This window comes from Methylovorus mays (assembly GCF_020531915.1).
Lineage (GTDB): Bacteria > Pseudomonadota > Gammaproteobacteria > Burkholderiales > Methylophilaceae > Methylovorus > Methylovorus mays.
The window spans coordinates 690,327-716,367 of the sequence record NZ_JAJAVG010000008.1; the positions used below are offsets into that span (position 1 = coordinate 690,327).

General features: G+C 55.3%; 23 protein-coding genes. 13 read left to right on the top strand and 10 right to left on the bottom strand.

The window, feature by feature from the left end; genetic code table 11:
- Positions 1 to 381 precede the first annotated feature (381 nt).
- From LG203_RS13615 to LG203_RS13630, 4 genes are all read left to right on the top strand, one after another.
- Entirely contained in the window at positions 382 to 1,284 is a 903-nt protein-coding gene (locus LG203_RS13615) for a carbohydrate kinase family protein (RefSeq protein ID WP_230346386.1), read from the top strand.
- Positions 1,281 to 3,488 (top strand): HAD-IIB family hydrolase, encoded by a 2,208-nt coding sequence (locus tag LG203_RS13620; RefSeq protein WP_230346253.1) that lies wholly within the window; start codon positions 1,281 to 1,283, stop codon positions 3,486 to 3,488. Before LG203_RS13615 ends, LG203_RS13620 begins: the two co-directional genes overlap by 4 nt.
- Positions 3,481 to 5,433 carry an alpha-amylase family protein gene (locus LG203_RS13625; RefSeq protein WP_230346254.1) on the top strand — a complete coding sequence of 651 codons (1,953 nt, stop codon included), beginning with the start codon at positions 3,481 to 3,483 and terminating at the stop codon, positions 5,431 to 5,433. Before LG203_RS13620 ends, LG203_RS13625 begins: the two co-directional genes overlap by 8 nt.
- Before the next feature lie 78 nt (positions 5,434 to 5,511).
- Positions 5,512 to 6,408, top strand: a complete 897-nt coding sequence (locus LG203_RS13630; protein ID WP_230346255.1) for a mechanosensitive ion channel family protein — start codon at positions 5,512 to 5,514, stop codon at positions 6,406 to 6,408.
- Positions 6,409 to 6,503: 95 nt separating this feature from the next.
- Here LG203_RS13630 and LG203_RS13635 read toward each other — a convergent pair whose 3' ends face one another.
- Positions 6,504 to 6,683, bottom strand: coding sequence for a hypothetical protein (locus LG203_RS13635; RefSeq protein ID WP_230346256.1), 180 nt, complete (start codon positions 6,681 to 6,683; stop codon positions 6,504 to 6,506).
- Positions 6,684 to 6,899: 216 nt separating this feature from the next.
- Complete coding sequence (locus LG203_RS13640) at positions 6,900 to 8,138, bottom strand: MFS transporter (RefSeq protein ID WP_230346257.1); 1,239 nt, start codon at positions 8,136 to 8,138, stop codon at positions 6,900 to 6,902.
- Between the two features lie 214 nt (positions 8,139 to 8,352).
- Here LG203_RS13640 and LG203_RS13645 point away from each other — a divergent pair, with 214 nt between their 5' ends.
- Positions 8,353 to 10,665, top strand: coding sequence for a putative bifunctional diguanylate cyclase/phosphodiesterase (locus tag LG203_RS13645; protein ID WP_230346258.1), 2,313 nt, complete (start codon positions 8,353 to 8,355; stop codon positions 10,663 to 10,665).
- Between the two features lie 45 nt (positions 10,666 to 10,710).
- Here LG203_RS13645 and LG203_RS13650 read toward each other — a convergent pair whose 3' ends face one another.
- From LG203_RS13650 to LG203_RS13660, 3 genes are all read right to left on the bottom strand, one after another.
- Positions 10,711 to 11,088 (bottom strand): hypothetical protein, encoded by a 378-nt coding sequence (locus tag LG203_RS13650; RefSeq protein WP_230346259.1) that lies wholly within the window; start codon positions 11,086 to 11,088, stop codon positions 10,711 to 10,713.
- The gene (locus tag LG203_RS13655; protein ID WP_230346260.1) at positions 11,078 to 12,937 is read right to left on the bottom strand and encodes a GGDEF domain-containing protein; all 1,860 of its coding nucleotides are present in this window, start codon (positions 12,935 to 12,937) and stop codon (positions 11,078 to 11,080) included. Before LG203_RS13655 ends, LG203_RS13650 begins: the two co-directional genes overlap by 11 nt.
- A 143-nt stretch (positions 12,938 to 13,080) precedes the next feature.
- A complete protein-coding gene (locus LG203_RS13660) occupies positions 13,081 to 13,812 on the bottom strand; it encodes a 2OG-Fe dioxygenase family protein (RefSeq protein WP_230346261.1) in 732 nt (243 codons plus the stop codon).
- 140 nt (positions 13,813 to 13,952) lie between these two features.
- Here LG203_RS13660 and LG203_RS13665 point away from each other — a divergent pair, with 140 nt between their 5' ends.
- From LG203_RS13665 to LG203_RS13680, 4 genes are all read left to right on the top strand, one after another.
- Positions 13,953 to 14,258, top strand: a complete 306-nt coding sequence (locus LG203_RS13665; protein ID WP_230346262.1) for an ArsR/SmtB family transcription factor — start codon at positions 13,953 to 13,955, stop codon at positions 14,256 to 14,258.
- A 10-nt stretch (positions 14,259 to 14,268) separates the two neighbouring features.
- Positions 14,269 to 16,404, top strand: coding sequence for a bifunctional acyl-ACP--phospholipid O-acyltransferase/long-chain-fatty-acid--ACP ligase (aas, locus tag LG203_RS13670; RefSeq protein WP_230346263.1), 2,136 nt, complete (start codon positions 14,269 to 14,271; stop codon positions 16,402 to 16,404).
- 103 nt (positions 16,405 to 16,507) lie between these two features.
- Entirely contained in the window at positions 16,508 to 17,704 is a 1,197-nt protein-coding gene (gene lplT, locus LG203_RS13675; RefSeq protein ID WP_230346264.1) for a lysophospholipid transporter LplT, read from the top strand.
- A 106-nt stretch (positions 17,705 to 17,810) separates the two neighbouring features.
- The gene (locus tag LG203_RS13680; protein ID WP_230346265.1) at positions 17,811 to 17,954 is read left to right on the top strand and encodes an entericidin A/B family lipoprotein; all 144 of its coding nucleotides are present in this window, start codon (positions 17,811 to 17,813) and stop codon (positions 17,952 to 17,954) included.
- 59 nt (positions 17,955 to 18,013) lie between these two features.
- Here LG203_RS13680 and LG203_RS13685 read toward each other — a convergent pair whose 3' ends face one another.
- Positions 18,014 to 19,693: a matrixin family metalloprotease gene (locus LG203_RS13685; RefSeq protein WP_230346266.1), complete on the bottom strand. Its 1,680-nt coding sequence runs from the start codon at positions 19,691 to 19,693 to the stop codon at positions 18,014 to 18,016.
- A gap of 198 nt (positions 19,694 to 19,891) precedes the next feature.
- Here LG203_RS13685 and pqqA point away from each other — a divergent pair, with 198 nt between their 5' ends.
- From pqqA to LG203_RS13700, 3 genes are all read left to right on the top strand, one after another.
- Positions 19,892 to 19,963: a pyrroloquinoline quinone precursor peptide PqqA gene (pqqA, locus tag LG203_RS13690; protein WP_013440845.1), complete on the top strand. Its 72-nt coding sequence runs from the start codon at positions 19,892 to 19,894 to the stop codon at positions 19,961 to 19,963.
- 188 nt (positions 19,964 to 20,151) lie between these two features.
- Positions 20,152 to 20,538: a DoxX family protein gene (locus tag LG203_RS13695; protein ID WP_230346267.1), complete on the top strand. Its 387-nt coding sequence runs from the start codon at positions 20,152 to 20,154 to the stop codon at positions 20,536 to 20,538.
- Between the two features lie 42 nt (positions 20,539 to 20,580).
- On the top strand, positions 20,581 to 21,351 hold the full coding sequence (locus LG203_RS13700) for a DODA-type extradiol aromatic ring-opening family dioxygenase (protein WP_230346268.1): 771 nt from the start codon (positions 20,581 to 20,583) through the stop codon (positions 21,349 to 21,351).
- 66 nt (positions 21,352 to 21,417) lie between these two features.
- On the opposite strand, the gene LG203_RS13705 is transcribed toward LG203_RS13700, so the two are convergent.
- From LG203_RS13705 to thiS, 4 genes are read right to left on the bottom strand one after another with little or no spacing between them, the layout of a single operon-like run.
- Positions 21,418 to 22,671, bottom strand: a complete 1,254-nt coding sequence (locus LG203_RS13705; RefSeq protein ID WP_230346269.1) for a murein transglycosylase A — start codon at positions 22,669 to 22,671, stop codon at positions 21,418 to 21,420.
- Positions 22,672 to 22,680: 9 nt separating this feature from the next.
- Entirely contained in the window at positions 22,681 to 23,064 is a 384-nt protein-coding gene (gene apaG / locus LG203_RS13710) for a Co2+/Mg2+ efflux protein ApaG (protein ID WP_230346270.1), read from the bottom strand.
- A gap of 2 nt (positions 23,065 to 23,066) precedes the next feature.
- A complete protein-coding gene (locus LG203_RS13715) occupies positions 23,067 to 23,846 on the bottom strand; it encodes a thiazole synthase (protein ID WP_230346271.1) in 780 nt (259 codons plus the stop codon).
- Between the two features lie 6 nt (positions 23,847 to 23,852).
- Entirely contained in the window at positions 23,853 to 24,059 is a 207-nt protein-coding gene (gene thiS / locus LG203_RS13720; protein ID WP_230346272.1) for a sulfur carrier protein ThiS, read from the bottom strand.
- A gap of 327 nt (positions 24,060 to 24,386) precedes the next feature.
- Here thiS and LG203_RS13725 point away from each other — a divergent pair, with 327 nt between their 5' ends.
- Positions 24,387 to 26,039 (top strand): O-linked N-acetylglucosamine transferase, SPINDLY family protein, encoded by a 1,653-nt coding sequence (locus tag LG203_RS13725; RefSeq protein ID WP_230346273.1) that lies wholly within the window; start codon positions 24,387 to 24,389, stop codon positions 26,037 to 26,039.
- The last annotated feature ends 2 nt before the right edge of the window (positions 26,040 to 26,041 follow it).

Here is a 26,041-nt window from a genome sequence, read left to right on the forward strand (position 1 = left end):
ATTGCGAAGAGGGCTGTTTGTTAGTCAACACGGGTTCTTGTGAGCTTGATGCTGGTGTAAATCGCCATATTGGAGCCACGCAACCCGAGATGGTTGCATGAACGACCATAAGCTTAACATCAAGCGTAATCGCGTAATGTTAAAAAAAGTAATCATCACTTCACTGCAGATGGCGTCATATTCCTTTGTCAGGATGGGCTAGTGCTGGCCGCTTTTAAAATTAATCGAAACTTTGCCGCCGAAAAGACTACTAAAAGGTAACAGGGGAAGCTTACAACACCCTGACCATCCCACCTTGTCAGGAGTGGCTGAATGCAGATTATCTTTTAAAAACAACAGCAAAAGGGAACTCCATTGCAATTACAACCTCACCATAAAGACATGGGCTCATGCGTTGCCTTGTTTGGCGAAGTATTAGCCGATGTTTTTCCTGATGGCCATATTCTCGGCGGCGCGCCTTTCAATGTCGCGCGCCATTTGCAGGGATTTGGTCTTAACCCCGTCATGATCTCACGCACGGGGAATGATGCCCTGCGTGAAGAACTGCTGGCCGAGATGAACGCACGCGGCATGGACACCTCCGGCATCCAGTGCGATCCCCAATATCCTACTGGCCAGGTCACCGTACATATGGATGCAACGGGCCATCGCTTTGAAATCCTGCCCTACCAGGCGTATGACTATATCCACGCGGGCGTGACTCACATGCTGACCATGTCCATCAAACCAGACCTGGTCTATTTTGGCACCCTGGCCCAGCGCAACATGGAGTCGCGTCTGGCGCTGGACAACTTTCTCAATGATGCCCGCAGCCCGCGCTTTCTTGATCTCAATCTGCGTGCGCCCTGGTATGACAAGCATACAGTGCGACGTTCATTGCTGCGTGCCGATATCGTCAAAATGAACGAAGACGAGCTGGGTGCGCTGGCCGTTTTGCTGCGCCTGCCCGGAAAATCGTTGCCCGAGCTGGCAATGGCGATGCTCAAGCGCTTCAATCTCAAGCTGGTGGTGATCACGCGCGGCGAGCAGGGCGCATGGCAGCTGAATGCCAGCGGCGAGTTGCAGGAAACCGGGCCACAAGCCATGGCGCAGCCTTTGCAGGATACGGTAGGCGCAGGCGATGCCTTTGCCGCCGTTTATATATTGGGCCATCTGCGGGGATGGGAAGCCAGTGTCACCCTTACCCGTGCCAACCAGTTTGCCAGCGCGCTGTGTGCCATACGTGGCGCTGCACCGGATGATCCCGCGTTTTACCAGCCCTTTGTGCAGGAGTGGCTATCATGATCACCGCCAGCGATAGCCCGCTGTATGTATTGATGATCAGCCTGCATGGTTTGATAAGAGGTTACGATCTGGAGCTGGGTCGCGATGCCGACACTGGCGGCCAGATTACGTATGTCGTGGAGCTCGCGCGCACGCTTGCCGCCCATCCCGAGATCGGCAAGGTGGATCTGTTGACGCGGGCCATCCCTGACCCGTCGGTGTCACCAGACTACAGCCAGCCTGAAGAGGCACTCTCGGCAGGAGCGCGTATTATTCGTCTGCCATTTGGCCCCAAGCGCTATCTGCGCAAGGAGCTCATGTGGCCATATCTGGATGAACTGGTGGATCGTTGCCTGCATTATCTGCGGCAACAAGGCCGCCTGCCTGACTTGATACACACACATTATGCCGATGCAGGTTATGTCGGTCTGCAGTTGTCCTTGTTGCTGGGGATTCCACAAGTGCATACCGGCCATTCGCTGGGCCGTACCAAACGGGAACGCCTGCTGGCGAGCGGGCGCAAGCAGCAGGCGATTGAGAGGCAGTTCAATCTGGACCGCCGCATTGCCGTTGAGGAAGACATCCTCAAGCATGCCGCCTTTGTAGTAACAAGCACGCGTCAGGAGATCGACTCGCAGTACGGCATCTATCACAATTTTGCCCAGCAACGTTATGTGGTGATTCCCCCGGGCACCGATACCAAACGTTTCTCCCCACCTGGCAGGCGCAAGATTCAGTCTGACCCGCAGCAACAGATAGACCGCTTTCTCAGCGATCCGGACAAGCCCGTCATTCTGGCCATCTGTCGCCCGGACCTGCGCAAGAACCTGAAAGGGCTGGTGAATGCCTATGGGCAATCGCCGGAGTTGCAGGAAAAAGCCAATCTGGTCATCGTCGCCGGCACGCGCGAGGATATTCGCGCCATGGAAGAATCGCAGCAGCAGGTCATGCAGAATCTGTTACTTGATATCGACAAGTATGATCTGTGGGGCAAGGTCGCCATTCCCAAGCAGATATCGCAGGACGCCATTCCCGAGCTTTACCGGCTGGCCGCCAGAAGGCGCGGTGTATTTGTGAACTCTGCGCTGACCGAGCCGTTTGGCCTGACCTTGATTGAAGCCGCCGCCAGCGGCCTGCCTTTTGTGGCACCGGATGACGGCGGCCCACGCGATATCGTGCGCAATTGCCGCAACGGTCTGTTAGCCAACACGTTGGAATGCGAGGCGATAGGGCAAGCACTCACCAGCGCCCTGGCAGATCGCAAGCAGTGGCGCACCTGGTCGGCCAATGGCCTGCTGGGAGTCAAGCGCCACTATAGTTGGGACGCGCATGTCACCAAATACATGAAGGAAATGCGTCAGGTGCTGCGCCGCAACCGCAAAGTGGTACGCCGTCATCACGCACTGCTGCTGGATTCGGGCAAATCGCAGATGCCACTGGTCGAGCGCACGCTGATCAGCGATATCGACAATACCCTGCTGGGCGAACGTGCCTCGCTGCAGCAGCTGATGCAGTGGTTGAGCCGCAACAAGGGCAAGCTCGCATTTGGCATTGCAACCGGGCGGCCAGTGGAAAGCGCGATTGCTATATTGAAGAAATGGCAGGTACCGCAACCGGAAATCCTGATTACCTCAGTCGGCAGCGAGATTCATTATGGCGCCAAGCTGATTCCCGATATGGGCTGGGCCAACCATATCCGCCACATGTGGCGCCGTGATGATCTGCAACAGGCCCTCACCGGTATCCCCGGGCTCACCTTGCAAGCGCCGGAAAACCAGCGCGAATTCAAGCTGAGCTATATCGTGGACCCAGATCGCATGCCGACTATCAAGGAGCTGTACCGCCTGCTGGGGGAGCGCAAGTTGCGGGCGCAATTAATCTATTCGCATCAGGAGTTTCTCGACATTTTGCCTATTCGTGCTTCCAAAGGGCATGCCATCCGCTACCTGGCCTACAAGTGGGGCTTGCCGCTGGAAAACTTCCTGGTCGCAGGTGACTCCGGCAATGATCAGGATATGCTGGTCGGCAATACCCAGGCCATCGTGGTCGGCAATTACAGCCCCGAACTGCAGGCGCTGAAAGGCATGCATAGCGTGTATTTTGCCTCCCGGCATTTTGCCGCTGGCATCCTGGAAGGGCTGCGTCATTACGGCCTGCTGGAAGTCCCGGTCAGCACCGAACCGCAAATGCCGGACGCAGCTGAGAGTGAGGTGCCCCATGTATGAGCAGGTATCGCACTCTCTGCTGAATGACATCCTGATCGGCCTGAAGCCCGAGATCAAGAAACACAATCTGCAGCATTTCTATATCCGCTTGGGCGCCAATTTTTATGCCATTTATTCGCTATTTCATACCTTGTATGGCGAACGACCGGATTACAAGCAGCAATTGGGCAAGCTGGTAGAAACCCTGACGCGGCAATATCTGAATCGTGCGCCGCATCTGCGCGAGCAGGATCTGGCGCGGGAAAAAGACCATACCTGGTTCCTCAGCCAGAAGTGGGTGGGCTTCGCCATGTATTGTCAGGAATTCGCTGGTGATTTGCAGGGCGTACAACGTCACCTGCATTTCCTGCAGGATCTGGGCATCAATCTGCTGCACATCATGCCCATCATGGATTGTCCACGCGGCAAGAGCGATGGCGGCTATGCTGTGCGCGACTTTCGCAACATTGATCCGCGCTACGGCACACTTGCCGACCTTGATGCGCTGATCGGCAACCTGAAAAAACGCGACATGCTGCTGGCGCTGGATGTGGTGGTCAACCACACGTCGGACGAGCACGAGTGGGCCGTCAAGGCACGGCAGGGCGATCCCAAGTATCAGGATTACTACTACATGTTCGACAACCGCGAGTTGCCGGATTTGTATGAAGAATCGATGCTGGAGGTGTTCCCTGAAACGGCGCCCGGCAATTTCACCTGGAATGCCGAAGCCAATAAATGGGTGATGACGGTATTCAACCAGTTCCAGTGGGACTTGAACTACCGCAACCCGGCAGTGCTGATCGAGATGATCGACATCATTCTCTACTGGGCCAATCATGGCGTGGATATTTTGCGGCTGGACGCCGTGGCCTTCTTGTGGAAAAAAATCGGCAGCAGTTGCCAGAATGAGCGTGAGGCCCATCTGATTCTGCAACTGATGAAGGATTGCTGCCAGGTGACGGCTCCCGGCGTCTTGTTCATCGCCGAAGCGATTGTGGCACCGCCTGAGGTGATCAAGTACTTTGGCGAAGACGCCATCAATGCCAAGGAATGCGAAATTGCCTATAACGCCACCTTGATGGCGCTGCTGTGGGAAGGCGTTGCCACCAAAAAGGCCTCGCTGTTGAACAAGGGCATACGCAATATTCCGAACAAGCTGGAACGCGCTACTTGGCTCAATTATCTGCGTTGCCACGATGATATCGGGCTGGGCTTTGATGATAACGATATCCGTCAGGCGGGTTATGAACCGTGGGCCCACCGGCAATTTCTGATCGACTATTACACCGGCAATCGCGACGACTCCACCGCCCGTGGCGTAGCGTTTGGCCGTAATGATAAAACCGGCGATGCCCGCATTTCCGGCTCTCTCGCTTCCCTGGCCGGTTTGGAAACTGCCCTAAACCGTCAGGATGAGGCCGCGATTGATACCAGCATACGCACCATCCTGCTGCTGCATAGCATCATCCTGTCTTTTGGCGGCATTCCATTGCTGTATTACGCCGACCCCTTGGGTGCGCTCAACGATACCTCGTACCTGGAAGACGAGCTCAAATACAACGACAGTCGCTGGGTACACCGGCCCCGCATGAACTGGGAAAAGGCCGAGCTGCGTCAGCAACCGGGCACGGTGGAATACCGCATTTTCAATGGCCTGAAGAAGTTGATTGCGCTGCGCAAAGAACTGCCTGCGCTGGCCGACCTGAACAATCGCGAACTGTTTGAGCTGGAAAACCCGCATCTGCTGGTGTATTCGCGCTTTGATCCCCTGAACAGCCAGGCTCGCGTGCTGGTGGTCAACAACTTTGACCATCACACCCAGGCCATGCCGCTGGAGCAGCTGAGGCGCGCCGGTTTTTTCACCCACGGCACCGTACAGGAAACGATCTCGGCAGACAGCTATTCATGCAGCGAAGACAGCTTGCTCATTCCGCCACTCACCGCGTGCTGGTTCAAGACCTGAACCAGCCAGTCCGGCGGGTCCGCTGATCGCACATCATGCTGATCAAACTGGCTCGCCACCCATGTAACAGGAGACCCCATGGAACACTATCTCATTCAGCTTGGCATCGAAGACATCCAGAAATTCTGGGACATCGCCAAGGTCTTTCTCAAAATAGTGCTGATACTGGCCATCGCCTGGCTGGCCATGCGCATTTTCAACCGCATGCTGCTGGCACTGAAAACGCATCTGCTCACACATGCGCAGGATAACCCCGAAGAAATCAAGCGCGTGCAAACCCTGGGGCGCGTCTTCGGCTACATCGCCACCGTGCTGGTCTCCGTGATTACCATCATGGAGATACTGAACGAACTGGGCGTATCCATTGCGCCCATCCTGGCAGCGGCCGGGGTGGTAGGGGTGGCGGTAGGCTTTGGTGCACAAAGCCTGATCAAGGATTATTTCACCGGATTTTTCCTGCTGCTGGAAAACCAGATCCGCCAGGGGGATGTGGTGGATGCCGGCGGCAAAAGCGGCTTTGTGGAAGAAGTGACCCTGCGCTATATCAAGCTGCGTGATTATGATGGCAATGTGCACTTCATTCCGAATGGCGTCATTTCCACCGTGACCAACATGAGCCGCAGCTTTGCTTATTCCGTGATTGATGTGCGCGTGGCGTTCCGCGAGAACGTGGAAACCGTAATGACGCTGATGCGCGAAGTCGCGGATGACCTCAAAGCAGATGAGGTATTCAATCAGAAAATACTGGATGACCTGGAGATGGCCGGGGTGGATCGCTGGGATGATTCAGCGGTGATCATCAAGTGCCGCTTCAAGGTGCTGCCACTGGAGCAGTGGACCGTGCGCCGTGAATACCTGAAACGCCTGAAGCATGCCTTTGATCATGTGGGCATTGAGATTCCGTATCCTCACCTGACCATTTCGGCAGGCCAGATGCGGGGCGAAAACAGCCCTGCCATGGATAGCATGAATTAAAAAGCAGGGATGTCAGAAACGTACTGGGCTTATTGCAGAATGAGGAGTTGCCGCGCCTTGATACCCGGCAAAACCACACACTCAGCGCAAAAACGTCAGACGCAATCGCCGCTGGCAAGCGTCATCTTGACGATTTCGCGGCGCAGCTCAAGCTCGCGTTGCTGGGTTTTATAAAGCGTGGTCTGCGTGAAGCGGTCGGGGACTTCCAGCACATTCAGGTACTCCGGCTGAAACGCAGGAGCGGGGATCAGATAGTCAAAACTTGCGGCATGCATGTCAATTCCTTGTGGGATATCGGGTTAATACTCGGGCTGAAATTGTGTTTCAGCGCCATTAAGAGCACACGAAGATCAAAAGATTCCCGCGCGCTCGCAGTTTATTTGGTATTTGCGGATAGCAAACCGCCAAACTACCCTGATATCGTCCCCTAATTTGATTACTTTAGGGTTAGTACAGAATATTTCTGCCTGGATGGATAAATTCCACAGATCTTAATGCAACTCGTGCAAGTGCAGCCGACGCAAACGCGGCGCCAGACGAGCCGTCGCCGCGACTACTGCCAGCGTCATGGTGCCGCCAAAAATCACCGAGGGCACCAGCCCCATCAGTCTGGCACTGACCCCGGACTCAAAAGCCCCTAGCTCATTGGATGAACCAATGAAGATGCCGTTAATGGCCGAGACGCGTCCACGCATGGCATCCGGCGTCATCAATTGCATGATGGTGGTGCGCAGCACTACTGAAATACCATCAAATACTCCCGAGACAGCCAGCAAAAAAGCCGCCAGCCAGAAATGCGCGGTCAGGCCAAACAGGATAATGCTGATACCAAATCCTGCCACCGCCAGCAGCAGGTATTTGCCCGCGTGCCGATTCAGCGGGTGACGCGCCAGCACGATACCGATGATCACCGCACCCACGGCCGGCGCCGCCCGCAGTATGCCCAGTCCCTCTGGGCCGTGATGATATACATCATGGATAAACGCGGGCAGCATGGCGACCGCACCGCCGAACAGCACCGCAAACATGTCCAGCGCCTGCGCACCCAGCACAATCTGGTTGCTGAAAACAAAGCGCAAGCCTTGCCCGATGCTGGTAAACACCGGCACGCTTTCGGCCGGGGGCGGCTCCACCACCCGTATGCTCAGAATGGCGATAGCGGCCATGATGGCGAACCCGGCTGACACCAGATACGCCACACTCACATTGGTCCAACCCACCAATATGCCGCCCAGGGCCGGTCCCATGACCAGGCCTATCTGGAATATGGAACTTCCCACCCCGGCAGCACGACCGAATTCGCTACGCGATACTACCAGCGCAAACAGGGCGCTGAAGGATGGGCCAATGAAGGCGCGCGCAAAGCCGACGCAAACAATGGAACCATAAATCCAGTACGTCGGATTCCCCGGCACATAGCCAGCGGACACGGCGGCCAGGGTCAGGGCATTCAGCATCAGCACCCCGCCTGCCATGGCCCCAAAAAAGCGTCTGGAGTGATGATCCACCGCATATCCAGCAAATAGCGCTGTGCAGATATAAGGCACCACTTCGGCCAAACCGATCAAGCCCAGTGAAAGCGGGTCACGCGTAAGCTGATAGATATGCCACCCCACCACCACCGCCACAATCTGATACGAGAAAATCACTGACAGGCGAAATGCCAGCAATTTCAGAAATGAAGGATTCTTGAGCAACTGCAAGTTGGGGGAGTCAATAGAAGGGGTCATGAGGCGTGTTCGATCTAAAAACATATTTTACGGGAAATATGGACCGAAATATGCTTTGAAATTCATAGTTACTTGCCGATGGCCGATGTAGGTTCGCGCCGCTTGGCGCGCAAGCTATGCACATGAAAACAGATGCAAGCAAGCAATTGGTTTACATCCGTTAACAATTTGGGGTTAAATGATGCAACAGCATAATTATAAAAAGAACTTGATCATGTCCAGGAATGCAATCGGGGTGCTTTTTGGTGCAGTGACGGTGGTGATACTGACCATCATCGGTTCTTTTTTTGCCCCTTCAGCTTGGTTGCCCTGGCTGGACAATATTCACTGGACGGCGAGTAGTGGCGCAGCCACCCTGCTGGCATGGATGGGCTATCGGCAGGCGTATCCCGAGCAACGCGAACCCCGACGCTGGTTTTTACTGGGGATAGCATCCTATTTTACAGGTCAGCTATGCTGGGACATTCAATCGGCTCTCGGCTGGAATCCCTTCCCGGCTCCCGCCGATCTGTTCTATCTCTTGCTGGGTCCTTGTTGCATTCTCGGCTTGTTAAGCGTCCTTAAACTCCATTTATCCCACGCAAAACTCACTGCCGCCAAACTTGACATGGCGGTCATGACCATCGCCGTCATTGGCCTGATTCTACTGATTTACCTTTCGCACCAGACAGATAGCAACCCGTTGCAATTACTGGTTCTGGTATTTTATCCAGCGGGCTTGCTCAGCGCCGCCTGTTTTGCCCTCTTGCTAGTGCCGTTTTTGCGCCTGCGCATGCAGTGGGGCTGGCTATTGTTGCTCGGCGGGCTGGCATTGGAAGGTGGCATCTGGATGCAGTGGAATCTGAATGTGATCGACAAGGTGAACATAGACGGCTCGCTGCTCAATCATGTTTTCTCCGCTTCAGATTTATTGCTGGGCCTGGGGGCCATGCACTGGATGGCAACGCCATCAGGCAATCGCACATATGTTCGAATATGCCAGTGGATACAGCGCGCCATCCCGATTACGGCCATGTTGATCGCCATCAGCACCATCTATCTGATGATGACGGATACCGCCACCCCGATCGCAAAATCCATTGCACTGGCCTCTTGCCTCAGCATCATTGCGCTGGCAATGGTCAGGCAAAGCATACTGCTGGCCGAAAGCGAGCGTCTGCTCACAGCCGAACAACTGATAGAAGAAGGACAATTGCGCTACCAGCATCTGGCCCATCATGACATTCTGACCGGCCTGCCCAATCGCCTGCTTTTTCAGGACAGGCTGACCCATGCACTGGCATTGAGTGCGCGCAACAATAACCGGGTTGGCATGCTGTTTATTGATATCGACCACTTCAAGAATATCAATGACAGTCTCGGTCATGTGATAGGGGATGAGCTATTGGTCGCCATCGTGGAACGATTGAAACTACGCATACGTGAACAGGATACGTTCGCGCGCCTGGGCGGTGATGAGTTCGTGCTGCTGATCGAGCAATTACAAAATGCCAGCGAAGCCGCCACCATTGCGAGCAATCTGCTGGAAGCACTCAAGGCTCCTTTTCATCTCAGCGGCAATTGCGAAGTTGTCATCAGTGCCAGCATCGGCATCAGTGTATGCCCGGAAGATACTCAGGATGCCACCCAGCTTATCCGCAATGCCGACTCCGCCATGTACCGCGCCAAGGACACCGGACGCAACCGTTATCAGTTTTACACCGAGGAGTTGACCAAGCGTGCCCAGGAAAGGCTGATGACAGAAAGCCGCCTGCGGCAGGCAATTCGGGAAAAAGCATTTGTGCTGCATTACCAGCCGATATACGCCAAATCAGAAGAGGGCGACATGCCACAAATTTCCAGTTGCGAATGCCTGATACGCTGGCAGCAGGAAGATGGCAGCCTCATTTATCCAGACCACTTTATTCCGTGCGCAGAAGAAACCGGCTTGATTATCCCCATAGGAGAGTGGGTGCTGGATCATGCTTGTGGGCAGCTGGCCGAGTGGGATAACCGGTTCCCGGACAATACGCTCAGCATGGCAGTGAATATCTCAGCACGTCATTTTTGTGACACGAATTTTGTCATGACTGTGCATGAAGTATTGAAACGCCATGGCATTGCGCCTGGTCGGCTGACCATCGAGATTACGGAAAACGCCGTCATGGATAGAATGGACATCGCCATTCCCACATTGCAAACACTGGTTCGAACCGGCGTACATATCGCGCTCGACGATTTTGGCACCGGCCAATCATCGTTGGCCAAGCTGAAAACCCTGCCCATACATGCGCTCAAAATTGATCGTGAGTTCGTCAAGGATATTCCCGACAGCACCGATGACATGCAGCTTGCCGCCAGTATTATCCGCATGGCGCAGGGCCTGCATCTGGAAACGGTAGCGGAAGGCGTCGAAACACAGGAACAATATGACTTTCTGGCACAGGCAGGCTGCGACAAGTTTCAGGGTTACCTGCTCTCACGCCCGGTTACGGCAGATAAAATCTACGCGCTGCTCACCACATCCCCCGAACTCGCAACCGCTTGATACTACCCTGTCATTGATGACATTGATGAGGCAGGATCTGAATCCTCAGGGATTCCCCAGATCCTGGGCTGACAACGGCCCATACACCAGCTCATCCATGCCCCAGAAACCACCCGCGGCATCCAGATAATACGCGCCATCCTCTTCATCCTTGTATAGGGTGAACACGTACACTTTGCTGTTGTAATACTTGCCAGGCTCCTGATAAATCTGATGCAAGGCTTTTTTCTCACGCATGCGCTTCCATTCCTGCTTGTCGATGGCAGGGAGGGGAAGCAGCGATGTACTGTCTGGCCCAAAAAATGTCTGATAGCGCTGATTGAATGCCGACTGAATCGCTTCAGATTCCACCGCCTGAACGCTCATGGCAGCCGTTGCCAGAGAGGCATACAACAGGCAGGCTGCCAAACGTTTAATTGCCATCGTTCTCTTGCGCACTGGCATCGGTAATTTCGCGAATCTCGGGTTCCTCCAGCAGGCCTTCGGCGCCGATCACCTGGTTGCGCCCGCTATGCTTGGCTTTGTAAAGGGCGGCATCGGCTCTTGGCACGATAGTATCCGGGCCTTCGCCAGGCAGCCGTTCGGCTACCCCGGCGCTAAAGGTGATCAACACACGTTCGTTGCGGTGCATGAAGAAGTTTTTGGTGAGATCCCGCTGTACGCGCTTGATGATGTCCATGGCCTCTTCCTGCTTGGTACTGGGCAGTATGATGATGAACTCTTCGCCGCCATACCGGGCCAGCACGTCGGTATTGCGCAGGGAGTACTTGATGATGCGCACCAGGTGTATCAAAGCCTGATCACCCGTGGCATGGCCCAGGTTATCGTTGAGCTGCTTGAAGTGGTCAATATCCATCATGGCAATGCTGAGCGGCGTACCATGCCGGTCGGCACGGGCAAATTCGCGCTCCATCGCTTCATCCATGCCGCGCCGGTTGAGTGTACCGGTCAGGTAGTCTTCATGCGCCACTTCACTGATATGGTCCAGCCGTCGCGTCAGTTCATCAATGAGCTTTTCTGCCTCATCAGCGCGTTGCTGCGCGTCCACCAGCGCGTCCTTTGAACGCTGTATGCTCAGACCTATGCTGCGCGTATCGTTCAGCAGGCTGTCAATCACCGAGTTGAGTTCCACCAGGTCTTCGGTTGAGGTGATGCGATCGCGATAGCCATTCAGCTTGTTCTGGTATTCACCGGTATCGGTGTCCATTTCCGCCAGTCTATCCACGAAAATCTCGGCCATTTTCTTCAGCGAGTCCTTGGCCTCAATCAGCCGCGGCTTGATCTGACCCTGCTTGTACAGCATCTCCTTGAGACTGCTTTCAGCGTCATAAAGGCGGGTAAGGTCCAGCGGTTTTTCAAGGATATCCTGCACGATCTTGGTCTGCCCATGCAGCCATTTATCCTCCAGTACCAGTTCACCCATGCTGCTATTCAGCAGTCGCAAGAGTTGCAACAAGGCTTCGTGCAGCCGGTTCTGCTGATCCCCATGCATTTCCAGGGTAAACAGTACACCTTTCAACTCTTCGGCAATGCGCTTGATCTGGGTTTCATTGGTAGCCGCATTGATATCCTTGACCAGTTGTTTGGCCTTGGCTTCCGGTTCGGGCAGGGAATGCAGTTGTGGAATCAGCACCAGTTCCATGGTGCGCACCAGCATCTCGCGCCAATATTCGGCGGGCTTTTTGCCATACAGCGACTTGCTGGGAGCAGGGGTTGGCGTTTCACCTATGGTTTCCGCTTCGCCTTCCAGCACCTGCGGTCCATCGCCCGGTACATGATCGGCCACTGAGCCTTGCCCCCATGAATTGACCAGGGATTGAATCTTTTGCGGCAAGACATCGGGATCACTGCCAAAATTGGTAAGTACCCGGTTAAGGCCTTCTTTCTTGCGGGTAAGGGTAACCCCCTTGTGACTCACCTCAAGCTGCTTGAGCAGATTGCGGATCACCACGGGCCAGCTGGTTTCATCGCCGCCCGCTGCGCCCAGCGGCAACAACTTGATCAGCTGGTCCTCCAATCTGGACCAATCCTTTTTTTCGATCAGGGTGGCGATGGATTGAGCGGCGGCGATGTACTTGGGGCGTTGCTTGCCCGCGTCGTGCAACACTTTGTCCAGCACATGGGCAAGTTCCAGTGTTTCATTCGTGGAAACGACGCCTGCAATCTCGTCGTACACCGTGCGGAAGTTATCCGGCGTAGGCGGGACTTTGCGTGAGGCAAGCTGCATCAGTGCCTGCCTGGCAATCTCGATGGGGGTAGGTTTTTCTTGCATACTGGCTCGCGCTTAGCTCCATAACCGATGCATAGCACCGGAGTTTCAAACAGCGTTCTGGCTCTTGTCAGCATACGCTACCACAACTGTATTACATGGCGTAAAAAGGGCCGCCATTTAAGGCTATTTCAGCTCTTTACGGCTTATTTGGCGCGGAACGTCACCACCAGCACGTCACGATAGGCAGGATGCGCCGGATCGATCTGCTCCACCGGTGTCACACCATGCATGCAGCGTCTGTCATTGACGATGGCGCTATCCAGCGGCTTGGTCAGGGTAAAGCTGTCCAGGGTTTTGTGCTCAAGATCGTGCATGGTGGTGGTGCCACTGGAAATATTCACGCGCTTCACCATCATCACCAGCACAAAATCAACGCCATCGCGGTGTATGCCTTCGGGGGTTGGTTTGCCGTGCAGCTCGGCACTGGCTTCAATGCGAAATTGATGGCACTCGATATGCCACGCCTTGTCAGGCAACATGCGGCTGAACATCTTGCGACAGAAGCGCAGGATGTTGCGCATACTGTTACCCTGCATGATGTCTGCGGGTATGGGCTCAAACTCACGCGCCACGCCACCATTGAGCGGGTTGTAATCCAGGCTCTGATAATGCGGCTGATGCGGCTCGAGCACAATGTCACCGCCTTGCGCAGGTGCACTTAGCGTGGCGTAGCGACGGCGGCGATAACGCCCGCCATCGGCCATGTATTGATCCAGCGGCATGGCTTCCCAGCTGGCAGCAAAGGAGGGCCAGTCGCTCAGCGCATCTTCGGCCTGCGCCAGTAACCACGCCTGCATGGCCTCGCCTGCCACAAAACTGAAGCCCGCCCGGGCTATATTGTCCAACAGTTCGGATTGTCGCAGTAAAGGGGCCACGCCGGATCGCTATCTATGAAATCATGAAAGATAAGCATCTTAGCCGCTTGGAGAGGCAATCTCAATGTTTAGCAGGCGCGGATTGTCGTGGTTTGAACAAGATGCTTGACCAATATAACTAAATAACTAATTATTTAGTTATGAAACCCATCTTGCAGATTCCATCCGAATGGACGGATACCTCCAAACTGTTTATCGCCCTGGGCGACGAGCAACGCCAGCGCATTTTGCTGGCCTTTGAGCCCGAAGAGCGCCTTAATATCGGCCAGATCGTGGCCGCCTCAACCTTAAGCCGCACGGCCGTCAGTCATCACCTGCGGGTATTGCGCGAAGCAGGCGCTCTGCAAAGCGAAAAAAGAGGCAAGGAAGTGTTTTTCCATATCAACAAAACAATGATGACGGAGGCGCTCGAGGCCGTGCTGTCTTACATCAAGCACAATATCTGAAGGAGAAACCATGCTGGCAACGCTTTTAAAACTGGTTTGTGGATTGCTGTTTCGCGTTGAGGTCAGGGGCAGGCAACACTTGCCATTGCGAGGCCGTGAACAGCACAAGCTGCTGATTGTGGCCAACCACGAATCGTTTCTGGATGGCTTGCTGCTCGGGCTGTTTTTGCCATTACGGGCAACCTTCGTGGTGCACACTACCGTCCTGCAACGCCCGCTGTTCCGCCTGATCCTGCGCATGGTGCCGCATCTGGCCGTGGACCCCAGCAATCCGCTGGCGATGAAAAAGATCATCCGTCTGCTGGAGGCAGGGGAGAATGTCGTGATTTTCCCCGAAGGCCGCATCACGCTGACGGGTAGCCTGATGAAAGTGTATGACGGCCCAGGCTTCGTCGCTGCCAAAACCGGCGCGACCATCTTGCCCGTGCGGGTGGATGGCGCAGTCCGCAGTTATTTCAGCCGTCTTTCCGGTGGCAATTATCCACGCGAACTTTTCCCCAAGGTGTCGTTGACGATTTTGCCAACCACGCATCTTCCGATGCCAGAAGCGGCCAACGCCAGGGCCCGTCGCAAGCTGGCAGGAGAGGGCATGCGCGACATCATGCAGGATATGCTGTTCAAGTCGCGGCCGGTCAAGACATTGTTTGGCTCCCTGCTGGACGCGATTGCCATTCATGGTCGCCGTAATCGGCTGGTAGAGGACATGCAACAGATCGAAGAGTCGTATGGCGATCTCTTGAAAAAGAGCCTGGCGCTGGGGCGTCTCAGCGCCAAGATTACCAGGCCTGGCGAAAGCGTCGGCGTACTGATGCCCAACGTCACCAATACCATCTGCCTCATTTTCGGCATGAGCGCCTTCACGCGTATCCCCGCCATGCTGAATTACACAGCGGGCACTTCGGGACTACAGAATGCCATCATCGCTGGCAATATCCGCACCGTCATCTCGTCGCGCAAATTTATCACCGCCGCCAAGCTGGATGAAACGGTAGAGGGCCTGAAAAACGTCAACCTGGTCTATCTGGAGGACTTGCTACCCAGCCTGAGCGGCTGGGACAAGCTGTGGCTGATCGGCTTTGCGCTATGGTTACCGCGCCTGGCCGTACCGCATGCCAATCCGCATGACCCAGCCGTGGTGCTGTTCACTTCCGGTTCCGAAGGCAAGCCCAAGGGCGTGGTGCATTCGCATCACAGCATCCTGTCCAATATCGCCCAGATTGCCGCGATTATCGATTTCTCGCCTGCGGATAAATTCATGATGGCGTTGCCGCTGTTCCATGCCTTTGGCTTTACCTGCGGTGCCATCATGCCGCTGGTGACTGGCAGCAAGCTGTTCGTTTATCCTTCACCATTGCATTACCGGGTGATCCCCGAAGTGATTTACGACCGTGGCTGCACGGTGCTGTTCGGCACCAGTACCTTCCTTGGCAACTATGCCAAATTCGCGCATCCCTATGATTTCTACCGTCTGCGTTATGTGGTCGCCGGCGCGGAAAAACTGAGTGAAGAAGTGCGCAAGGTCTGGGCAGATAAATTCGGCATTCGCATTCTGGAAGGGTATGGCGCCACCGAGTGCGCCCCCGTGCTGGCGGTCAATACGCCGATGGCAAACCAGACCGGTAGCGTGGGCCGCATGCTGCCCGGCATGGAAACCCGGCTGGAAAGCATTCCCGGCATAGAGCAAGGCGGACGTTTGCTGGTGCGCGGCCCCAACGTCATGATGGGGTATTACCTGTATGACCAGCCAGGCGTACTGCAAGCACCTGCGGATGGCTGGTATGACACCGGCGATGTGGTGGATATCGACGCCCAGGGCTTTATCCGCATTCTGGGCCGGGTAAAGCGCTTTGCCAAAATTGCCGGTGAGATGGTGTCGCTGGAAACGGTGGAGACCCTGGCACATGCAGCCTCTCCCGAGCATCAACATGCCGCCAGTACCCAGCCGGATGCCCAGCGTGGTGAAAACATCGTGCTGTTCAGCACCGACGCCAGCCTGAGCCGCGATAGCCTGCAGGCTGCAGCCCGCAAGCTGGGGAGTCCGGATCTGGCGGTGCCGAAAAAAATCATCCCCTTGGAAGCACTGCCTTTGCTGGGGACGGGCAAAACCGATTATGTGACGCTGCGTAGCATGGCAGCGGAAGCATAATCCGGATGAATCTGCGAGCCGCCATCAAGCCCCATCACGTCTCGATGCAGCCTTAAGCCACCAACCAACCATTCAAGCCAACCATAAAAATCAGGGAGTTTGCATGCATTCCACCTCCACCCCATCGGCGATTCCTGCGCGCGGCATGACCGCCGTCCTCATCGCGCAGTTCATTTCCGCCCTGGCGGATAACGCTTTGCTGTTCGCCGCGATTGCCCTGCTCAAATCGCAATCAGCCCCCGGCTGGCAGCTGCCCTTGCTGCAGGAGTTTTTTGTGGTGGCTTTTATCGTGCTCGCGCCTTTCGTTGGTCCTCTGGCCGATGCGCTGCCCAAAGGCCGCGTGATGCTGATTGCCAATGGCATGAAGTTTATCGGTGCCGCTGCCATGCTGTGCGGTCTTCATCCCCTGCTGGCTTACGGCATGGTAGGGCTGGGTGCTGCCGCCTATTCCCCAGCCAAATACGGCATCCTGAGCGAGTTGGTCGGACCACAACATCTGGTCAAAGCCAACAGCATGATGGAAGGCTCCACCATAGTCGCCATTCTGCTGGGCGCAGTATTGGGCGGCTGGCTGGCAGATCATTCGGTCACTGGCGCCCTCGCCGCCATCGCAGGCTGTTACCTGGTTGCGGCCGTCGCCAATGTGTTTATTCCACGCCTGCCCGTCGCCAATGCCTTAAGCCGGGTATCGTTGCCGGCATTAGTCAGGGATTTTGTCATCGCCACCAGCACCTTGCTGAAAAACCCGGACGCGCGCTTCTCGCTGATGGGTACCAGCATTTTCTGGGGGGCAGGCAGCACCTTGCGCTTTCTGCTGGTGGCATGGGTGCCGATTGCGCTGGGCATCGCCGATCTCAGCACCCCCGCCAACCTGAGCGGCGGTGTTGCCATCGGCATTGCGCTGGGCGCATTTGCTGCTGCCCGCTATGTACAACTGCATTCGGTGAACCGCGCCTTGCCAGCCGGCGTGATGATCGGCTTGCTGATCGTAGGCTTTGCCTATATTTCCAATCTTTACTGGGCGATTGCCGCCTTGATTGTGATTGGCGCCTGCGGGGGATTTTATGTCGTACCGCTGAATGCCTTGCTGCAGGAGCGCGGTCACGCCAGTGTAGGTGCGGGGCATGCCATTGCCGTGCAAAACCTGTTTGAAAATATCAGCATGCTATTGATGGTGGGTTTGTATACCGTGCTGGAAAAGCAAGGCATGCCGGTCATCCACTCCACGGTAGCCGTCGGCCTGGTGGTTTTTGTGGCGATTGGCTTATTGGCAGCGCAACGTCTATGGGCAAAAAAGTAGGCGCTGTCTGACAGTGATTTCAGCCACGCACTGAATGTTGAATGGCAGGGGTCCCGTTACATTGAGCGGGTATAAATACCCCTTAATTTGCGACTGGAGATACATCATGAAAAATAAAATCATAAGCATCCTTTGCCTGTGCTCATTCATGCTGCTGACCGCCTGTAACACCATGAGCGGCGCCGGCAAGGATATTCAGAAGGGCGGCGAAGCCCTGGAAAATTCTGCAGACAAGAATAAAGGCTACTAAAAAATCAAGGCATCCTGGTACGTGGCCGGGATGCCCTGAAACATAGCGGAATCGTTTGGTCAGACGAGACTGAAATAGCTATCGCCATTGTCATCCGTGTGCAATGCCGCGATATTGAATTTCTCCAGCATGGATTCTCCGACCCCTTTCAACAACAGGCTTCCACCGCTATAGAAGGAAAATAGCAGGCCACTATCGTCCGCAGCCAGCCCCACACTGTAATCATCCCCATCAAACACCGTATCCTGATCATAGTCATGGCCGCTGATATAGAGCTTGTCCTCGACGATGGTCGTGATCCCCTTGCTGGTACTGCTGCTGTAGAAAAAATCACTGATGATGTCGTGATCCGTTCCGTCCGCAATAATGAAGATGTCGCTGCCTGCCCCGCCTTTAAGCAAATCATTGCCTGCTCCGCCCAGCAGAGTGTCGTTACCCGCACCACCATCCAGCTTGTCATTCGCATCACCACCATCCAGGCTGTCATTTCCAGCACCACCTGACAGTGTATCGCGACCCAATCCACCCGCCAGCGTATCATTGCCAGCGCCGCCGCTCAGCACGTTGGCACCATCATCGCCGGTCATCTGGTTTGCCATGGCATTGCCTGTTGCTTTCAGCTTCGTGCTGGCACTTCCCTGCAGGACAACCTCCTCGAGGTAGGACGCCATGGTATAGCTGACACTGGAATACACCACATCACTGCCCCCATCTGCCTTTTCCGAGATCACATCCTTGCTGCTGTTGATGTAGTAAACGTCATCGCCAAGGCCGCCTGTCAGGGTATCACTGCCCAGTCCGCCATCCAGTGTGTCATTCCCGCCACCAGCGCTTATCTTGTCATTGCCACTCAAGCCATAGATCATATTGTCGGCATCGTTACCCGTCACCGTATCGCTGCCTAGCGTCGCATTCAGATTTTCAATGACGGTGTCCTGAGCGATGGCAAAATTCTTTTTGTAGCCATTGATACTGGAAAAACCGCCTGCCCGCATGTCAATCACTGAGCCTCTGCTGACATTGCTGAAATCCATCGTATCTGTGCCGTCACTATCCGAAATGGTGCGGGCAAAACCAGCGTAGGAGCCCATGTCGCTGGTACCTCCCAGCACAGTTTCACCAAGGCCATACAACGTATCGCCCGTGTTCGTTGCCAGACTGCCATACAGCAGGCGAATAGCCGCAATATCCGCCATCATGGGAGAGAGCAGGAAAAGATTGCTGGCTCCACCATAATTGGACTGATCGAAATACGACATGATGGAGTACTGATTGGTATCAATGGCAAAAATGGCATCTTTCGCATACGTACCATTCACATTGTATGGCCCGCCATGTCCCAGCCCCAGCGTGTGGCCAATCTCATGAATAAAGGTTTGCACCCCATAGCTGCCGACGCTCCACTGCTCATCCGCAGGAAAGCCATCCATCCAGTTTTCGGAAACATTGACGTAGCGGGCGTTATTCTCTTCATAGGCATAGGCCCCTGCGCCCTGTTCGTCATCATTGCCGATATAAATATCCGCACTGCCGCTGGTCACAATAGTGAAGGTCAGCCCCGTCGCATCTTCCCATGCTTCCAGGGCAAGTCGTGCTGCTGATTCCTGCTGACTGTTGTCCATAAGGCCGGCCAGACTGACAGTGATTGTGGTCTTGCCCAGACTGCCACTGGCAGTATCGTTTTTATTCGTATCAATAAGATAGGTCACGTAATCATCAAAACTGGTGCTTTTTGCCATGTATATCCCCTTTGGAACGATTGCTTTCTTTCTCATCTACGGCATGGGCCGAGCATGACTGTAATGGATTCTCATGAAAATCATGAGCTGCATTTCATGACTAACACAATGCAAGTCAACCCCTGAACGCGTAAAGTCTGTCTCACGTTAGAAGCATGTGAGTGCATCGGACGAAACTTAACGAAAGGAGAAACGACTATGTGGACCAAGCCAGAAGCTACCGAAATGCGTTTCGGTTTTGAAGTGACCATGTACGTTTGCAATCGTTAATATTAACGTTGCGACAACATGAACGGGAGCCCAGCGCTCCCGTTTTCATTTGAACTTGCCTACGCCGTAATCCTTCGCCCGCGGGCGCCTGCCGGGAAATCATCACTGCGTCATCCTGAATCACCCCCCCTCCGCTCTTTGCCGCTAAAATGCCAAGGCAGCGTCCCTCAATTTCAGGAGATTAAAGCATGAACCCTTGCAACCGTTGGCTCACCTTTGCTGGAAGAGTATTGTTATCACTGATCTTCATCATTAGTGGCCTTGGCAAAGTGGCTGCGCCGGATGCCACCATAGGCTACATCAGCAGCGTAGGTGCGCCCTTTCCCGAAGTGGCTTATGCCATCGCCTTGCTGGTAGAACTGGGGCTGGGGCTGGCATTGCTGCTCGGCTTCAAGGCAAAATTTGCCGCGGCAGGTATCGCGATTTTTACGCTGGCGGCGGCGTTCATGTTCCATACGGATTTCAGCAATCAGATACAGCTGGTGATGTTCATGAAAAACTTCACCATCATCGGCGGTTTGTTGCTGATTGTGGCCCATGGGGCAGGTGGCTTCAGCCTGGATAATCGCAAGTAAATCGCACCTCATCTTCAGAATGCAGCCTGGCAGGACACGGTAATGACGACGCTTTTTATTTCACATGGTGCGCCTACCCTGGCGATGGAGCCAGGGAAAACCGGTGAGATGTTGCATCAGCTAGGCTTGTCATTGCCGCGTCCGCGGGCCATTCTGGTGGTATCTGCGCATTGGGATACGCCTGAACCTCGCGTCAGCTTTGTGCCGCAACCGGATACCCTGCATGACTTCAGCGGCTTTCCCAAAGCCATGTATGACATGCACTACCCGGCACCCGGCTGCCCGGAACTAGCAGGGAAGGTAGTAGCGCTACTGACGGATGCCCAATTCAACATCCAGCGCGACCCCAAGCGCGGACTCGACCATGGCGCATGGGTGCCCTTGATGATGATGTATCCCGATGCTGATATTCCGGTGACACAGCTTTCGATCCAGGGTCACCGCGATCCCGCCAGCCACTATCGCATGGGGCAGGCGCTGGCATCGCTGCAGGACAGTGGCGTCATGCTGCTGTGCTCAGGTGCCATTACCCACAACCTGCGTCACCTGTTCGAAGTGCAACGCACCACCAGCTCGTTGGCGTACGTCACGGAGTTTGCCAACTGGGTGGGGGATAAAATTTTGGACAAGAACGACGAGGCACTACTGAATTACCGTACGCAGTCTATCAATGGTGTACTGGCTCACCCGGAAGAAGATCACATCCTGCCACTATTTGTAGCGCTAGGGGCAGCGCGAGGCCCCGCAGTGCGTTATCAACCCGAGCACACCTATGGGTTTCTGGCGATGGATGCTTATGCCTGGGCGGCGTAGCCAGACAACAAGCGCCAAAAAAAAAACAAAGCCGCTTAAAAGCGGCTTTTTGATCCATCCAAAAAATTAAGGTGCAGGTACTGGTGCTGGAGCCGCCGTTGGCAATGGAAAGCCATGCGGCAGCAATACCCAGATCTTGCCCCGCTGTTTCATGGCACCCGCCTGCCGACCCGCATCATTGCCCGCCCCCCAGAAAAAGTCAGCACGTACGCCACCTTTGATGGCCCCGCCTGTATCTTGCGCCATCATCAGGCGATTAAGCGGCTTGCTGCTGTTGGGGTAAGTGGTAGACAGGAATACCGGCGCGCCCAGTGGCACAAAGCGCGGATCTATCGCTACCGCACGCTCCGCCAGAATAGGCACACCCAATGCGCCCAGCGGCCCTGGCAGGCCGGGCGGCAATTCACGGAAAAAGACATAACTGGGGTTGCTGTTCAACAACTCGCGCAACTTGTCAGGATTATTGCTTGCCCAGTTTTTGATGCCCTGCATGGACGCCTTGTCCGCCGTCAATTCCCCACGTTGTATCAATAGCTTGCCAATGGACTGATAGGGGAAACCATTCTGGTCGGCATAGCCCACATGCACCTGCTCGCCATTCTCGAGGCGTACTACCCCTGAACCCTGAATCTGCAGGAAAAACAGCTCGACAATATCATCCACCCAGAACAGCTCGCGTCCCCGCAATGGCCCTTGCGGCGACTCAATCTCGCCCCGGTCGTAGTAGGGAATCAGCTTGGTACCCACCACGCGGCCGCGTACCCGCTTGTTGGCAAGCTCGGGGAACAGGCTGGTCAGCTCCACGGTAATCAGGTCATCCGGCCGACTATAGAGCGGATAGCGGTAGGTGGCTGTGGGCAGACGGCTACCGCGCAACAAGGGCTGGTAGTAGCCGGTAATCAGGCCTTCGTCGGTGCCATCCGCATTTGTAGCCTGGTACACATCAAAGTAGGTTTGCAGATAACTGCGGATGCTGGCCTGATCGGGATTGACCATGTTCTGGGCAGCGGCGCAGGCGTCCTGCCAGGGTTGGCGGGTTTTCAGGGTAGAGCAGCTCTGCAGCAAGGCGGGCCAGGCCTGCGCGAGATTGTCCTGATCAAGCGCACTTAGTGCATCCCAACTGGAAGGCTTCAGCAGGCCATAGTCCGGAATCTTGGGCGCCGTTGGTTTTTCCGGAGCGGGCTTGGGCTCTTCCGGCAAAGGTATCGGCAATGCCGGGCACTCGCACGCTGGCTTGGGGCTGGGCTGAGTGGGCTTTTGCGGCTGGCTGCCACAGGCGGTCAGCAATAAAGCCAGTAAAACAATCAAACGAGCATGCATGCGTAAACCTTAATGCAGAACGCGGGGGGTGGAAAGGGTAAAGGCGGGAATCTCGGCCTCAAATTCGGTGCCATCTTCCGCCACCAGTTGATAGCTGCCCCGCATGAATCCGACCGAAGTCCGCAACACGGTACCGCTGGTGTACTGGAATTGCTGACCAGGCTTCAGCGTCGGTTGTTCCCCCACCACGCCCGGGCCACGCACTTCCTGCACGGATGCATCGGCATCGGTAATGATCCAGTGCCGGCTGATGAGCTGGGCGGTTTCGGTACCGGTATTGATGATGGTCACGGTGTAGGCAAAGGCATAGCGCGGCTCGGCTTCATCAGACTGATCCGGCAAGTAGGCACTCACCACGTTGACGGTAAACTGGTAACGACGGGATGACTCCACGCTTATCCAATCATGCCGGTGGTGGGCGAGCTGGGGGTGGCTGAATAAAGTTTTTTCGGCATGCGCCCGGCCAGATAGGCTTCACGCCCGGCTTCCACGGCTTTTTTCATGGCACTCGCCATCAATACCGGGTTATGCGCACCGGCAATGGCGGTGTTCATCAGGATACCCTGACAACCCAGCTCCATGGCAATCGCTGCGTCCGATGCCGTACCCACGCCAGCATCCACCAGCACAGGCACCTTGGCGTTTTCGATGATGATCTGCAGATTCCATGGATTGAGAATCCCCATACCAGAGCCAATCAGCGATGCCAGTGGCATCACGGCACAGCAGCCGATGTCTTCCAGCTGCTTGGCAATAATGGGGTCATCCGAGGTGTAAACCATGACATCAAAGCCTTCTTTTACCAGGGTCTCGGCGGCCTTGAGGGTTTCAACAACATTGGGATACAGCGTAGTCGGGTCGCCCAGCACTTCCAGCTTGACCAGTTTGTGGCCGTCCAGCAGCTCGCGCGCCAGACGCAGGGTACGCACCGCATCGTCTGCCGAGTAACAGCCCGCGGTATTCGGCAGGTAGGTAAATTCTTCCGGCGGCAAGTATTCCAGCAGCGAAGGCTCGCCAGCATGCTGGCCGATATTGGTACGGCGGATCGCCACGGTGATGATTTCGGCACCGCTGGCATCAATCGCCGCGCGGGTTTCGGTAAAGTCCTTGTACTTGCCTGTGCCCACCAGCAGTCGTGACTGATAAGCCTTGCCAGCAATAGTAAGTGTATCCATAACGCGTTATCCGCCTCCTACAGCGCCTACGATTTCAAGTTTATCCCCGTCATTCAGGGCTGTTTCAGCAAACAGGCCGCGTGGCACGATGTCGCCATTACGCTCCATCGCCAGACGCTTGCCCGTGAGGCCCAGGGTTTCTACCAGCTCAGCCACCGTGAGGGTTGCCACATCGAACTGCCGGGGATTACCGTTGATCGTCAGATGAATCAATTGAATTACAGCCTAATCGTTTTAGAGAAGCCAGGAATATGGGACCGCAGTTTCAAGAACTGCGAGGAAAGGTATTTTACGTAGGTTAGCAGGCAATTAGCAAATCATCTCCCACGCTTCGCAAGGATTAGCGATACCTTGAATAACGGGACTTTTACCCGATTGATACGCTCTTTACAGTTGTTAGTTTCCTATTAAGCTGGGCGACAATGTGTATTGCCATACACGAGCAATTGGCTTGACGCTATATCCCCTAGGATATAGGCTTCGCCAGAGTCGGAACCATACAGGCGTTCCGGATTACAACAGACCAAGGCCCCGTTTATAGTGTCTCAATCGCCCTCTTCGAAGTCTGCCGCATTATTCCAGGAAGCGCTCAAAGCGGAAGCGGAGCAGGACTATTTTGAGGCCTTGAGCAAATACACCGCCTCGCTGTCCCTCGAGGGCGATCAGGTGCCAACCTGGATCCGTATTGGCAAGATCTTCCTGCGTACCATGAAATATCAGCAGGCGCGCGAAACCATGGAATTTGTGCTGGGCATGGACCCGCACAATGTCGATGCCATTTACGGCCTGGCGATTTCGTATTTTTACCTGGGCAAGCTGGATGAAGCCCGAGCCTTTATTGATCAGGCCGTAGAGATGCAACCGGATAACGCGACCTATGCGATAGACCGCGCCAATATCCACTCCATCAGCCAGCCAGATCCCGCACGCAAACTGCAGCTTTACCAGGCATGGGGGCAACGCTTTGCCGACCCGCTGGCCCGCCAGAGCCCGCCATTACTGAACAATCGCAACCCGGATCGCGTGCTGAAAGTAGGTTATGTGTCCGGCGACATGCGTGACCATGCCATCGCCTTTTTCCTGGAGCCCGTGTTCAGGCATCATGACCCGGCACAAGTCGAAGTGCATGTGTTCTCTACCGCGATGCAGGAGGACGACACCACCGCCCACCTGAAATCCCTGGTGCCACACTGGCATGATGTGTCCAAACTGGACGACGAAGCCTTGTTCAAACGGATACGGGCCCTGCAGATTGATGTGCTGGTCGACCTCTCCGGCCATACCTACGGTCACCGCCTGTATGTATTCGCCCGTCGCGCCGCGCCTGTACAGGCGACATGGCTGGGCTACATGGGCGGCACGCTGGGCATGCAAGCCATGGATTACCGGCTGACCGATTACGGCGCAGACCCGGCTGGCCACGAGGCCCATTACCTGGAAAAGCTGTATCGCCTGGAATGCATGGCCAGCTATATTCCGCCCGCCCATTCGCCCCTGGTAGAAACCCCGCCCATGCTGCAGGGCAACCCGCCTACCATCGGCTGCCTCAACAGCTCGCGCAAGGTGACTGACCGCATGTTGCTGCTGTGGAAACGCATCATGGAGCAGCGCAGCGATATCCAGCTATTGCTGCAAGTGCAGGAAAACTCCATAGACGACGCCATCCATACCATAGAGCCACGTCTGGTCGAGCTGGATATGCCGCTGGATCGCATCATCGTTTCGCCCATGGTGCCGCTGGCAGAGTTCATGGAGCGCGGAGCTTTGGTGGATGTAGCGCTGGATACTTCGCCAGTCTCTGGCGGAACGACCACCCTGCATACTTTGTGGATGGGCTTGCCGGTGGTCACCCTGGATGCGGATGAAGCGGTATCTTCCACCACCGCGCGCACACTGGCAGGACTTGGCTACAGCGAATGGGTGGCCAGCGACGAAGATGCGTATATCAATATTGTGTTGCGCTTGCTGGATAACCCCGATCAGCTGACAAGCTTGCGCAGGGATATCCGGACCCGCATGCAAAACAGCTGGGTAATGGCTTACCAGACCCGTTGTGCCGAGCTGGAAAAAGCCTATCGGCGGCTGTGGTTCAATCATTTGCTGGGGGAACCCTTGTTTCTGGATTTCCTGCCGTTTACCGCTGAACAAAAAGCCAAGGTCACCGCCTTGCGTGAAAAATACCATCAGGGCTAGGC

Bases quoted from the DNA above. Each gene is read 5' to 3' on its own strand.
- LG203_RS13615 (WP_230346386.1), top strand. From the start codon at position 382: ATGGGCTCATGCGTTGCCTTGTTTGGCGAAGTATTAGCCGATGTTTTT.
- LG203_RS13620 (WP_230346253.1), top strand. From the start codon at position 1,281: ATGATCACCGCCAGCGATAGCCCGCTGTATGTATTGATGATCAGCCTG.
- LG203_RS13625 (WP_230346254.1), top strand. From the start codon at position 3,481: ATGTATGAGCAGGTATCGCACTCTCTGCTGAATGACATCCTGATCGGC.
- LG203_RS13630 (WP_230346255.1), top strand. From the start codon at position 5,512: ATGGAACACTATCTCATTCAGCTTGGCATCGAAGACATCCAGAAATTC.
- LG203_RS13635 (WP_230346256.1), bottom strand. From the start codon at position 6,683: ATGCATGCCGCAAGTTTTGACTATCTGATCCCCGCTCCTGCGTTTCAG.
- LG203_RS13640 (WP_230346257.1), bottom strand. From the start codon at position 8,138: ATGACCCCTTCTATTGACTCCCCCAACTTGCAGTTGCTCAAGAATCCT.
- LG203_RS13645 (WP_230346258.1), top strand. From the start codon at position 8,353: ATGTCCAGGAATGCAATCGGGGTGCTTTTTGGTGCAGTGACGGTGGTG.
- LG203_RS13650 (WP_230346259.1), bottom strand. From the start codon at position 11,088: ATGGCAATTAAACGTTTGGCAGCCTGCCTGTTGTATGCCTCTCTGGCA.
- LG203_RS13655 (WP_230346260.1), bottom strand. From the start codon at position 12,937: ATGCAAGAAAAACCTACCCCCATCGAGATTGCCAGGCAGGCACTGATG.
- LG203_RS13665 (WP_230346262.1), top strand. From the start codon at position 13,953: ATGAAACCCATCTTGCAGATTCCATCCGAATGGACGGATACCTCCAAA.
- aas (WP_230346263.1), top strand. From the start codon at position 14,269: ATGCTGGCAACGCTTTTAAAACTGGTTTGTGGATTGCTGTTTCGCGTT.
- lplT (WP_230346264.1), top strand. From the start codon at position 16,508: ATGCATTCCACCTCCACCCCATCGGCGATTCCTGCGCGCGGCATGACC.
- LG203_RS13680 (WP_230346265.1), top strand. From the start codon at position 17,811: ATGAAAAATAAAATCATAAGCATCCTTTGCCTGTGCTCATTCATGCTG.
- LG203_RS13685 (WP_230346266.1), bottom strand. From the start codon at position 19,693: ATGGCAAAAAGCACCAGTTTTGATGATTACGTGACCTATCTTATTGAT.
- LG203_RS13695 (WP_230346267.1), top strand. From the start codon at position 20,152: ATGAACCCTTGCAACCGTTGGCTCACCTTTGCTGGAAGAGTATTGTTA.
- LG203_RS13700 (WP_230346268.1), top strand. From the start codon at position 20,581: ATGACGACGCTTTTTATTTCACATGGTGCGCCTACCCTGGCGATGGAG.
- LG203_RS13705 (WP_230346269.1), bottom strand. From the start codon at position 22,671: ATGCATGCTCGTTTGATTGTTTTACTGGCTTTATTGCTGACCGCCTGT.
- LG203_RS13715 (WP_230346271.1), bottom strand. From the start codon at position 23,846: ATGGATACACTTACTATTGCTGGCAAGGCTTATCAGTCACGACTGCTG.